General features: G+C 46.6%; 12 protein-coding genes. 9 read left to right on the forward strand and 3 right to left on the reverse strand.

The genetic code is table 11. The features are described from left to right. The 3 genes from Q0257_RS12930 to Q0257_RS12940 all read left to right on the forward strand — a co-directional run. A partial coding sequence (locus Q0257_RS12930) for a rhomboid family intramembrane serine protease (RefSeq protein WP_298025433.1) occupies window positions 1–560 on the forward strand: 560 nt, incomplete at its 5' end. 44 nt (window positions 561–604) lie between these two features. Next, on the forward strand, window positions 605–1,279 hold the full coding sequence (locus tag Q0257_RS12935) for a histidine phosphatase family protein (protein WP_298025435.1): 675 nt from the start codon (window positions 605–607) through the stop codon (window positions 1,277–1,279). Between the two features lie 409 nt (window positions 1,280–1,688). Continuing rightward, window positions 1,689–2,333, forward strand: a complete 645-nt coding sequence (locus tag Q0257_RS12940) for a ferritin family protein (RefSeq protein WP_298025437.1) — start codon at window positions 1,689–1,691, stop codon at window positions 2,331–2,333. A 938-nt stretch (window positions 2,334–3,271) separates the two neighbouring features. Here Q0257_RS12940 and Q0257_RS12945 read toward each other — a convergent pair. Continuing rightward, window positions 3,272–4,333, reverse strand: a complete 1,062-nt coding sequence (locus Q0257_RS12945) for a tyrosine-type recombinase/integrase (protein WP_298025439.1) — start codon at window positions 4,331–4,333, stop codon at window positions 3,272–3,274. Then, the gene (locus Q0257_RS12950) at window positions 4,330–6,918 is read right to left on the reverse strand and encodes an AsmA-like C-terminal domain-containing protein (protein ID WP_298025440.1); all 2,589 of its coding nucleotides are present in this window, start codon (window positions 6,916–6,918) and stop codon (window positions 4,330–4,332) included. The genes Q0257_RS12945 and Q0257_RS12950 overlap by 4 nt, the downstream gene beginning before the upstream one ends. A 131-nt stretch (window positions 6,919–7,049) precedes the next feature. Between Q0257_RS12950 and mltG the strand changes: the two genes are divergently transcribed. Continuing rightward, a complete protein-coding gene (mltG, locus tag Q0257_RS12955; protein WP_298025442.1) occupies window positions 7,050–8,000 on the forward strand; it encodes an endolytic transglycosylase MltG in 951 nt (316 codons plus the stop codon). Between the two features lie 109 nt (window positions 8,001–8,109). Further along, entirely contained in the window at window positions 8,110–8,991 is an 882-nt protein-coding gene (locus Q0257_RS12960) for a malate dehydrogenase (protein WP_298025444.1), read from the forward strand. Between the two features lie 33 nt (window positions 8,992–9,024). Here the strand turns inward: Q0257_RS12960 and Q0257_RS12965 are convergent, their stop codons facing one another. Continuing rightward, on the reverse strand, window positions 9,025–9,186 hold the full coding sequence (locus Q0257_RS12965; RefSeq protein WP_297905158.1) for a hypothetical protein: 162 nt from the start codon (window positions 9,184–9,186) through the stop codon (window positions 9,025–9,027). A gap of 197 nt (window positions 9,187–9,383) precedes the next feature. On the opposite strand from Q0257_RS12965, the gene Q0257_RS12970 reads away from it, so the two are divergent. From Q0257_RS12970 to Q0257_RS12985, 4 genes are all read left to right on the forward strand, one after another. Further along, window positions 9,384–9,695: a 4Fe-4S binding protein gene (locus Q0257_RS12970; protein WP_177388316.1), complete on the forward strand. Its 312-nt coding sequence runs from the start codon at window positions 9,384–9,386 to the stop codon at window positions 9,693–9,695. Beyond that, complete coding sequence (locus Q0257_RS12975) at window positions 9,695–10,816, forward strand: 2-oxoglutarate synthase subunit alpha (protein WP_298025446.1); 1,122 nt, start codon at window positions 9,695–9,697, stop codon at window positions 10,814–10,816. The genes Q0257_RS12970 and Q0257_RS12975 overlap by 1 nt, the downstream gene beginning before the upstream one ends. Further along, the gene (locus tag Q0257_RS12980) at window positions 10,817–11,662 is read left to right on the forward strand and encodes a 2-oxoglutarate ferredoxin oxidoreductase subunit beta (RefSeq protein WP_298025448.1); all 846 of its coding nucleotides are present in this window, start codon (window positions 10,817–10,819) and stop codon (window positions 11,660–11,662) included. It abuts the gene before it with no gap. After that, a partial coding sequence (locus Q0257_RS12985) for a 2-oxoacid:acceptor oxidoreductase family protein (protein ID WP_298025450.1) occupies window positions 11,659–12,140 on the forward strand: 482 nt, incomplete at its 3' end. The genes Q0257_RS12980 and Q0257_RS12985, both read left to right, overlap by 4 nt.

The following is a 12,140-nucleotide window of genomic DNA, read 5'->3' on the forward strand; positions in this document are numbered from 1 at the left end:
TCATGCAATCAGGCAAATTTACTCTCGCGATCATTGTGGCGAATGTCCTATTTTTCGTGATTTCATTCGCATTGGAATATTTTTTCGGCTTTAAGTCCTACCTATTTTTCGGGCTCAATCCATATTTTTTCGAGGGGATGCCGTGGCAGCTACTAAGTTCATTTTTTATGCACGGCGGAGTGATGCATCTAGCGATGAATATGGCGGTTTTATATCAATTTGGTGGGATTTTAGAGAGAGCGTTCGGTGGGATAAAATTTACGCTACTTTACATCGTAGGCGGGCTGCTGAGTGGCGCTTTGTGTCTGATTTATATCCGTTATGCCATGAGCATGGGAGAAATCGTCAATATCGTAGGCGCTAGTGGCGCTATTTGCGTGCTTTTAGGCGTGATTGCTTATTTTGATGAACGCAATGCGGGCGGGATTTTTGTCGCGATTTTGATAATGAGCTTTGCGCCGATGTTAATGGGCGTAAATGTGGCATGGTATGCGCACATAGCGGGGTTTGCGGTCGGTTATGGTTTTGGAATGATCCAGAAAAAATTTAGAATTTTGTAGAATTTAACGCTAAATTATACATAAAATTTTATGAAAGGATGCAGATGAAGCGGATATATTTTATAAGACATGCCGAGGCGCAAAGCGGCAACGGAAGCGATTTCGAGCGGGCATTAAGCCGTGTGGGCGAACTTTGCGCAAATAAACTTGGAGAAAAGCTGTGTAGCTTGGGACTTGCGCCTGATTTGATTATTACAAGCTCGGCTATACGCGCACTCCATACGGCGCAAATTATCGCCAATACGCTGGGCGCGACAAAAAAGATAGTGTCATTGCGAGAGTTATACGATGTAAGTTTATGGGATTTGGCAAAGTTTGTTCGCAGCTTGGATGAGAAACGATTTTTTGGGTGCGGTGTGAATGTTGAAAAATACAATGTGGTTGGTCTGAGTAGCGAAAAACATCGCGACGCAAACGCTGAAAATTCTGCTTTTAAGAGCACTAAAATTCCCGCTAGCATTAGCGAAAATAATGCGATATCTTGCAACAATGTAGAAATTTCTAGCGCAGATATTGTGCAAAATTTTAATGCAGCTAGCGCGGAATGCGTATTTATCGTTGGACATAATCCGACAATAGGCGCAATTTGCTCGCTTTTAGGCGAGAAGGAAGTCGATAAATTCTCTCCTTGCTCGATTTGCGGCTTAGAATTTGACGTTCATAAATTCTCAGAAATTACTGATCATAGCGGCAAAATGGTAATGCTGCAGTGCCCTTAATTACGCTTTTAACGCTTCATAATTACAATCGGGCGGCTCGTTGGCGCATTAAAGCTACTTTTTGCCGAGCATTGTCATATACTCGTAAAATAAGACCATATGGCAAAATAGCAAATTATTTTTGAGATAACTTTAAATTTTAAAAAATTTCCAATGATGCGGCTCGCCTTAAAATCGTAGACTAAATGAGTCAGAAAACTAAATTTCATATTTTTAGATAATCGGTCGTTAGCGCTTTTGCTTGAAATTCTAGTTGCTTTGTAAAATCTTAAGTTTAGATTTTACGGATGGAAATTCCGTGCCAAAATTTTCTCAAAAACATAAATTTATTGAGAAGAATAAAATTTATTAAGTAAAATTTAATAGTAGCCGTGGTATCATTCCCTAAAAATTTTGATAGGGAATTAAAATGAGACAGTACGAAACTTACAGATGCGACAAGTGCGGCGCGGAGGTCGAAGTGCAAAACGTAGGCGGCGGCACGCTTAGCTGCTGCGGAGAGCCGATGAAATGCATTACCGAGGATCTGACGCAGGTAAATTTGATGAAGGCGTTCGCGGGCGAGTCTCAAGCGCGCAACAAATACGATCTTTACGGCGATTTAGCCAAAGAGGCGGGCTTTCATGCTATCGCGCGACATTTTTACGAGGCTGCCGAAAACGAAAAATGGCATGCCAGAGCCGAGCTAAAGGCACATCATGCGGCTGCCGGCATAGCGCTTGATAAGATGGATAAAAATCTGCTCGACGCCGCCGCCGGCGAGCGCTACGAGCACGAGAGCATGTATCCGAGCTTCGCTAAAATCGCGACCGAAGAGGGTAAAAAAGAGGTTGCGCGCCTTTTTAACGCTATCGGCAAGGTCGAGCAGGAGCACGAGCGCGAATACAACGAGCTTCAAAAGATCCTGCTAGAAGAGGGCTTTTTCGAGAGTTTCGACGAGGAAGTTTGGGTGTGCGAGGTCTGCGGGCACGTTCATCGCGGCAAGAAAGCCCCGGGCGCCTGTCCGCTCTGCAAGGCTCCGCGCGAGTATTTCAAAAAACAAAGGCTCGTCTGATTTTGATGCTTGCGGCACGGCATTTTTGCGATAGCTTTCGAAGCTGTCGCAAATCTCGTTTATTGTCGCGAACCGATCGCTTAAATATTGGCTTAAAATTTTGCGCGAGATTTCGTCTTTTTGCTCCTTTTTGTCGCGGACTCCGTGGCTAGACGAAATCTCGGGCTAAATTTATTTAGCCTAAACTCCTTTTCTTATCCCCCTAAGAAATGAAATCCTGCTCGCAAGAGCGGGATTTCTGTCGTAAAATAAATCTAAAATAATCATGCCGATGATTTTATCTCTTTAAATTTTTAGTGGAAATTTCTATATGATTTTTGCGCTATTTACGAAGCAAGTTTCGCGCCGGTAAATTTCGCAGCAAACTTTGGTGGCAGAATCTTTTGTGTCTTTAATTTTAAGGCGAATACGGTGCGATGAGAATTTGAAAGCAAATCAAACTATAAAATTTCGAGGGTTTAAATTTTAAATCAGAAATTCCATCCTTGCGGAATTTGCAGATAAATTTTATATCCGCTACCTCTTAATATGTCGATTATCTTTTGCTTATAAAATCCTCGGATGAAATCCCGTATCGTCAAAATTTAAATGAAATTTTATACTAAATTTATCTGGAATTTTAGGCAAAATCGCATGAGAAAATCTAAAAAGTAAATTATTCTATATTCCAAAAGAGTAAAATTTTAGATTTTTTGCAATCAAGCTCTAAGGCTCGCGCGTTAATTTAAAATTTTGCCGAGTTAAATTCTAAAGCTCGCAGGGTAAAATTTTTAGGTTTTGTTATGCGAGTATGAAAAACAAATTTCAGAATTTTTCAAAATAAAATTCCAAATTTTTTAGAAAATAAATTCCATAAAAAACGATTTCAAAGTCGCATCAAAACGAGATTTAAAAAATCTCGCTCAAGCAAGCCTCGCGCCATCTCAAATTTTAAAATTTTACTCCTCGAATTCCTCCGCGACTTTCGCCGCAAGGCGCAGTTTGTCGCTGTCGAAGTGGGTGTAGATGCGCGAAGTATTGAGGCTCGCGTGGCCGAGGGCTTCTTGGACGAGCACGAGGTCCTTTTGCTTTTTGTAAAGCATCGTCGCAAAGGTGTGGCGCAGCATGTGGGCGCCGTTTTTTTCCTTGCGTATGCCCGCGCTCATTAAAATTTTCTCCACGATGCCGCTGACGTATGCTTGCGTGAGCGGCGCGCCGTTTTTGGTGACGAAAAGATAGCCCTCTTTGTTTGAAAAATTCGTCTCCAGTGCGTTTAAATGCTCCTCGATCAGGTGGCGTTTAATCATCACGATGCGATATTTGTTGCCCTTACCGCGGATTCGGATGACGAAAAGATCGCCCTCCGGCGCGATATCTTTGCGCTTGAGATTTATCGCCTCGCCCACGCGGATGCCGGTGTAGACGATGATTTTTACGATTAGGCGGTTGCGATGGGCAAAGGAGGGGAACTCGCTTAAATTTATCGCGTCCAAAAACCGCTTCAGCTCCTCCTCGCTCATAAACTCCGGAAGCTTCGTGCCGCGGCTGCCGCTAATACCGCCCCAGTGCTTAAGCTCGATGCCGTAGTTGTGCGAGGTGCCGTCCTGCTCATTTTGGCGGTCGATAAAGCCGAAAAAATTTATCAGCGCGATTCGGTAGTTTTTTTTGCTCGCATCGCTCAGCCCGCCCGTAATGGAAGCTAAAATTTCGCTCAAAAGTTCCTCGTCGATATTTTTCATACTCTCAAGGCCGTACTCTACTATCGCTTCGTAAAATTTTTTAAGCGGGTTAAAATAGGTATTGATGCCGGTAAGTCCCGCATTTCGCGCATCTTTTGCAAGGCGCTCGAGCTCGCCGATACTTGCTACCTCGTGATTTAGAGCCAGGCTTGCGCGGCGAAACAGCACGTCGTTTTTCAGCTCCTTATTCGATAGCGCGCTTAGCTTGTAGCGCACGAATTTTACGAGCCAAAACAGCAGCGATTTTTCAAAGCTATCCTTATAATCGAGCGGGAATTTCATTTGCTCTCCTCGCTGTTGCCGAAGATCACAAAGGGCAGCATCAGCGTGTTTTTGATGAGATTATACGGCGTTTTTAGCACGTCGGTCGCAACGGCGGTCGAATAGGTGGGCTTTTTCGTCGTGCCGCGAATCTCGATGATCGTGGAGATTGTGTTGTTTTCGCCCAAGATGATATGATTTAGCAGCGGGATTTTTGAGATTATCGAGCTTGCGTCTTTGAGGTATTTAAGCTCCAGATCGATATTCAGCGCACCGCTTTTCATATCCACTTCGCCGTTGCCCGCGATGTCGGCGCTACTGCCGGTAAAGTTCATCGCATTTATGTAAATTTTATCGCCGCTGCGGCGAAAGTAAATTTTACCCTTCTGCACGCTAAAGCCGCGATCGTTGAAATCGGGCGTCTTAAACGTAAGTAGCGACGGCACGGAGTTTATAAAGCTAAGCAGCCTTTGATAGATGATGTAGTCCTTCAGATAGGTGTTTTGCACGTTGATCTCGCCGCGGTAGTTTCGCGGATCGATGCCGCTTGCTTTCAGCGTAAAGACCCCTCCGTCGAAGCTCTGCGAGCCTAGGAATTGATTGAGCGCCTCGCCGCTGATGTTTTGCGCAAAAATTTGAAGCAAGCTCTTTTTAAAGATCAACTTCACGTCGCCGCGTTTAAAGCTTGCGTTTAAATTCATATTTTTGCCGTCCAGCACGCCGTTAAAGTGCGTAAATTTAAGCGTCTTATTAAGATCGGATAGTACGATGGAAGAGTTTTGCCCGCTGAAATTTATCGGCGAGCGCTCCTTTGTGCCGCTATTAAACTCGCTGGTTTGCACGCTCGTATTGATCGCGACGTCCACGTCTTTTAAAGAGACGAAGTTGCCGCCTTTGTTGATTTTGAGAGAAATTTTACCGCTTCCGCTAGAGCCGTCCAGATCGCCCCCGCGCACTCGAAGCGCGAAAGAGTCGTTTTTATAATGGCTTCCGTCCTTGTTCAGCAGACCGAAATCAAAGATGAGATTGCTGCTGCTGATATCTAAGTTTGTAAAATCGCTGGTTAAAATTTTAAGATCTCCGCCGCTAATGCCCGCGTTTTTAAGCGTCTTAGAAAAGGGCAAAATTCCGCTAATATCGGGCGAGCTAATCTCGATCCGCTCGCCGAAGCTCATCTTTGCGCCCAAAAATTGCGAGCTTAGCACCGGCGCTTTGCCGCTAAAATCAAGGCTTATATTATCTCGCGCGTCGCCAAATTTTAAAATTTCTTTGCCGTTCGGGGAGAGATTGAAGCTATGGATTGTGCCGTTAAATTTAGCTTTGCGCGCGGCGATATCGATGCTACCGCTTGCCGTGGCGTTAAAAATTTCATTTTGCAGGTTTGCGTCTTTGATGTCGATTTTTTTCTCGGTGATGTGCACCCGCGCGGCTTTGGAGTGAAATTTTGCCTTTGAGATCATCAGATCGGCATCTTTTAGCGTTACGTTCGCATCCACCTTGGCGCTTTCCTTTTCTACGTCCACGTCTATCAGCACGCGCGCATCGATCCCGCCGCCTAGCGGATATACGGGCTCGTCTATGCCGTAGCTTTGCAAAATATCTACAAGGTCTTTGCCCAAGCTCTCCTTGGTTCGCAGATCCAGATATACGACCGGCTTCTCTTCAAAAAGCCCGCCGATACGCACGCCGCTTCCCTCCAGGCTTTTGCCTTTAAATTTAGGCTCATTTAGCGTGAAATTTAGAAAATCGTTTTTAAGCGTGATGTTGGCGTCTTTTACCGTTACGGCTTCGATTTGCGGTTGAAATTTTATCGTAAGATCCTGCGCGTAAGCCGTGGCGCTGACATTTTCGGCGATCGGGCGCGGATCTTTCAGATCGATTTTGGCGTGGAGGTTTTCGATATAGTAGTTTTTCGCGACCGCCTTGCCGTAGATCCACTCGTTCGCAAGAGGATTTAGCCCCGTAAGTGCGCCCAGCTCATTCATAAAATTTTTCAGACTCAAGGCCGAGGCGCGGTTTATCTCGATATTTAGCTGTGAGCCGATATTGTGCACGTCAAGCTCGCCCGCGATCTCGTGCGAAGCGAAGGTGCCGTTAAAATCATACGTATCGGCTCTGAAATTTGCTCGCGTCGTGCCGTGCAGAGTGAGATTAAAATCATTTAGCTCAAGCTCGATCGGATCAAAGCTAAGTCCGTTTGCGCCAGGCGTGATCTTTGAGCTTAGCCTAAAAAACCGCGTGTCGGCGTAAAAAACGTCGCTTTTGTATTTTAGCTTTAGACTTTCGCCCTTGATCTTCAAATTCTGCACATCGATCTCTTCAAACAAGGAGTTGATGAGCGAGATTTTTTTGCTAAATTCCAAAATTTTCTCGCTTTGCGTGCGCAGATCGGTGGAATTTTGCTCTAAATTTTGTGTATTATTTTGCGTAATTTCAAGATTTTTGATACGCAGCACGAGACCTTTATTTAGCTTGAGATAAAACCCCTCAAGCTTTGCAAAGCCCACGTCCAGCTGCGAAATCGCAATACCGTGCTTTAGGCCTACCGCGCAGATTATAAAAAGTATAGTAAGAGTAAGAAAAAATCTAGCTAAAAATTTATACATCATCGCCCTATCAAAAAAACTCCGCCCCAAAACCAAATCGGGCGTGCCGAAAAACTGCGCTTATAATATGAAATTTATTCAAAATTTTGGCTTATTTGCCTATAATTTCAGCTAAATTTTGAAAGGAACGCATGAAATTCTTTATAAAGCTCATCAAAGCGGCGTGCATTTGTATTGAGCTTGCGGCTATCGTGCTTTTGGCCGTGGGTTTTGATCTACACGAGCGCGTCGGCAACGCGGCAACCGTGCAGATAGGACAAGGCAGCTCAACGAAAATTTTATCGGAACTCTCAAAGAGCTATCCAAAATTTAGCAAATTCGACGCAAGGTTGCTTTCTTTTTACGGCGGCGCAAAAACCGGCGAGCTGGAGCTTAGCGGCGAAAATTTGCCCAAATATCAATTTTTATATGAGCTAAGCGTCGCAAAGCCCGTGATGAACGAGATCAAGCTGATCCCGGGCGAGACTACGATCGTGTTTTTAAAACAGCTGGCGAAAGATCGCGGGCTAAGCTTTAGCGAGCTTGAGCGCGAATACAACGCCACGGCGCCGTTTTACGAGGGCTTTTTGGTGCCTGAAACCTACAAAATTAGCAAAAACGAAAGCGAAAAAAATATCATCGACCACCTCATCTCAAGCGCGCAAAAATTCCACGAAGGATTGTCGCGCGAGCTTAGCGGCGACTACAACGCCACGGCGTGGAAGCAGGTGCTGATCAAGGCCTCTGTAATTCAAAAAGAGGCCGCAAACGCAGATGAAATGCCGCTCGTAGCCTCCGTCATCGACAACCGCTTGGCCAAAAATATGCGCCTTCAGATGGACGGCACGCTGAATTACGGCGAGTTTTCGCACGTCAAGATCACTCCGCAGCGCATCCGCACCGACACCAGCCACTACAACACCTACCTCAACGACGGACTTCCCAAAGAGCCCGTGTGCGTGGTCTCTCGCGATGCGATACGCGCCGTTTTTGCGCCCGCAAAGAGCGAGTATCTGTATTTTATGCGAAATAAAAAGACGGGGCTTCACGATTTTGCGCGCACGCAAGCCGAGCACGAGCGCAACGTAAAGGCGCAGAGGTAAAATTTAAGGCCGTTTCGGCATTAAATTTAAAAAACGAGATTTCGTCTTTAAATTTTAAAATTTAAACCCCGCATTTATAAAAATGTGGGTCGATATTTGGGAGATAACAATGAAAATAGCGATATTCGGCGCCGGGAACATCGGCGCAGTGGTAGCGAACGATCTTATCGTAAGCGATGCTTTGAGCCAAAAGATAGATAGCATCGTGCTTGTGGATGCTGTAGAGCGGATCGCGCGCGGCAAGGCTTTAGATCTTGCCCATACGGCGGCGGTTTATGAGCGCGACCTGCGCATAAGCGGCAGCACGGAGCCTGGCGACATAGCAGAGGCAGGCATCGTCGTGATCACCGCAGGGCGCGCAAGAAAGGCGGGGCAGAGCAGGGAGGAACTGTTTGGCAGCAACGCCGCCATCGTCGCGCAATGCGCGCGAGATGCCGCAAAATACGCGCCTAGCTCCATTATCGTCGTCGTTACCAATCCGCTTGATATGATGGTCTATGCGGCGCTGCAGGCTAGCGGGTTTGCAAAGGAGCGCGTCATCGGCATGGCGGGCGAGTTAGACGGCGCACGGCTTAAATTTGAACTCGCGCGAGCGAGCGGCAAGGAAATTTCATCGATGAGAAGCGCGATCGTGGGCCCGCATAGCGAAGAGATGATCGCGCTTAAAAACGAGCTGGGATTTGAAATTTCGGATGAAATTTTTGGTCGCGCGGTGCAAAATGTCAAACGCGCCGGCGCGCAGATCGGCGAGCTACTGGGCACGTCGGCGTATTTGGCGCCCGCTGCTGGGATCGTAAAGATCATAAAATACATCCTTTTTGATACTTGCGGCACGCTCGCCTGCTGCGTCGCGGATAGATCGGGGGTGCCTTTGGGGCGCTTCGTAAGCGTCGGCAAAATGGGCGCGATAGAGAGAAATTTCGCCTACTCGGGCGAGTTTTACGAGCAGCTTGAACGGATGCGTGAGCGGATAGCGGAGCTAAAGTTTTAGTGGAAATAAAGCGAATTCGACGCGACGCGGAATTTACAGAGCTAAAATTTTAAAGCGCAGAATTCTTGTGATAGAATTTGCAGCATCAAATTTCACTTTGGCAAGAAATTTAAGCTCGCGGAATTTTGTAGCGTAAAATTTCATTCGCTGCGGAATTTTAAAATTTGCGCAATTTTGCCCGCTGTGAAATTTCATAGATTAAAATTTTACTTTGGCGCAGAATTCTGCGTGGCGTAAAATTTTTAAACGCCACAAAATTTTAAAATTTAAATTCTGCAAAATTTAAAAACGAGAGGACTTTAATGCGATCAAAGCAGGCTTGCGCCGCAAATTTCAAATTTTAAATCGCGAAGCGGGATTTAGTGCGGATTTTGATAAATTAAGGAGAAAATATGAGCGAAAATGAGAGCCAGCGCGCCGTCTGGACGGATGAGAGCCGCTGTAAGGCGTGCAACATCTGCGTAAGCGTCTGTCCTAGCGGCGCGATCGCGATGAGACAGGACGAGGGCGCCGTGCAGGGCATGATGATCGACGTGGTGGATGAGGGCGCCTGTATCGGCTGTAGGGAGTGCGAGTTGCACTGCCCAGATTTTGCGATTTTCGTCGCGCCCAAGGGCTTTAAATTCGCTCGTCTAAGCTCGCAGGCTAGAGAGATGGCTGAAAAAATCAAAAACAATAATTTTATGAAACCCAAGGACGCATAATGAGAGAGGTAATTTCCACAGGCAACGCCTTAATTGCGCGTGCGGCGATTGATTGCGGCTGTAATTTTTTTGGCGGCTACCCGATCACGCCGAGCAGCGAGATCGCGCACGAGATGAGTCGCTTGCTACCTAAGGTCGGAGGCAAATTTATCCAGATGGAAGATGAAATTTCGGGCATTTCTGTAGCTTTAGGCGCGTCGATGAGCGGTGCAAAGGCTATGACGGCAAGCTCCGGTCCTGGAATTTCGCTAAAATCAGAGCAGATCGGGCTTGGCTTTATCGCTGAAATTCCGCTTTTAATCGTAAATGTTATGCGCGGAGGTCCTAGCACAGGGCTTCCTACGCGAGTGGCGCAGGGCGATATTTTGCAAGCTCGCAACCCTACTCACGGCGATTTTCAAAGCATCGCGCTGTGTCCGGGCTCGCTAAAGGAGGCTTACACGCAAACCGTGCGCGCCTTCAATCTAGCCGAGCGGTTTATGACGCCGGTATTTTTGCTACTTGATGAGACGCTTGGGCATATGCAGGCAAAGGCGGTGCTGCCTGAAATTTCGGATCTAAAAATCGAGCGTAGGGCGGAATTTAAAGGTAGTCCGAAAGATTATGAGCCTTACGATGCTGCGCCGGATAAGCCTGCGGTGCTAAATCCCTTTTTTAGGGGATATCACTATCACATAACGGGGCTCCATCACGGCGCGAAGGGCTTTCCGACCGAAAACGAGCAGATCGTGGATCGCTCTATAAAAAGGCTTTTTAATAAAATTTCGGCGCATGAAGATGAGATCGTACAATATGAGGAATTTATGCTAGATGACGCTGATGCTTGCATCATCGCCTACGGCAGCGTTAGTCTAGCCGCAAAAGACGCGATTTTAAAGCTACGGGGGCAAGGCGTGCGTGTGGGACTTTTCCGCCCGATCACGCTGTGGCCAAGCCCAGCGCGCAAGCTAAGGGAGCTAGGGGAGAGATTTAATAAAATTTTGATCGCCGAGCTAAATTTAGGGCAGTATCTGCTAGAGGTGCAGCGTGCTTGCTTGAGGGATGATTTTAAGACGCTTCTTAAGGCAAACGGCAGACCGATCAGCCCTAGCGAGATTATCGAGAAAGTAAAGGAGCTTTAAATGGCGTTTGATTACGATAAATATCTAAGAACGGACAAGATGCCTACACTTTGGTGCTGGGGCTGCGGCGACGGAGTAATCTTAAAAGCGATCATCCGCGCGATTGACCACGTAGGCTGGAGCATGGACGATGTGTGCGTGGTAAGCGGTATCGGCTGTAGTGGCAGGATGTCTAGTTACATAGACTGCAATACCGTCCATACGACGCACGGACGCGCGATAGCTTATGCTACGGGTATCAAGCTTGCAAATCCAGGCAAACACGTAATCGTAGTCACTGGCGATGGCGATGGGCTTGCGATAGGGGGCAATCACACGATCCATGGATGCCGCCGCAATATCGATCTAAATCATATCTTAGTAAACAATTTCATCTACGGGCTTACGAACTCGCAGACGAGTCCTACGACACCGCGCGGGTTTTGGACGGTTACGGCACAATACGGCAATGTCGATCCCAGCTTTGATGCGGCAAAACTTGCAATCGCTGCCGGAGCAACTTTTGTCGGACGCGAGAGTGTGACAAATCCCGAAAAAATCGAGCGACTTTTGGCTAAGGGCTTTGAGCACGATGGTTATAGTTTTTTTGATATTTTTAGCAACTGCCACGTAAATTTGGGTCGTAAAAATAAAATGAGCGAGGCAGTGCAAATGCTAAAGTGGCTTGATTCGCGCACGGTCTCTAAAGCAAAATTTGACGCTCTTAGCGAGGATGAGCGAGCAGGGCTATTTCCGCTTGGAGTTTTACATGAAGATAATGAGCGCACCGAATACACAAAGGCGTATCAAAAGGTGATAGACGCGGCACAAAGCGGCGAAGCGATAAATTTTGAAGGACTAAGATGAATCAATTAAGATTTGTGGGAGTGGGCGGTCAAGGCGTAATCTTGGCAGGTGAGATTCTAGCTGCGGCAAAGATCGCGCACGGCGGCTATGGAATCAAGGCATCTACGTATACCTCTCAGGTACGTGGCGGACCTACGAAAGTGGATATTATCTTAAGCGATGAAGAAATTCTATATCCTTACGCGAGTGAGGGCGAGATCGATTTCATGCTTGCAACGGCGCAGAGTAGCTACGATGCTTTCAAAAATGGCGTGAAAAAAGACGGCGTGATCGTAATCGAGCCGAATTTAGTAGCACCGAGCGATGAGGATAGAGCAAGCTTTAAAATTTATGAAATTCCAATCATTACCATCGCAAAATACGAAGTTGGAAATGTCATCACTCAAAGTGTCGTGGCTCTAGCGATCGCAGTAGAGCTTAGTCGCTGTATGGACTCAGGGCTAGTAAAAGAGCAAATGCTCCGCTCTGTGCCTGAAAA

It is taken from the genome of uncultured Campylobacter sp., from assembly GCF_938018035.1.
Classification (GTDB): Bacteria; Campylobacterota; Campylobacteria; order Campylobacterales; family Campylobacteraceae; genus Campylobacter_B.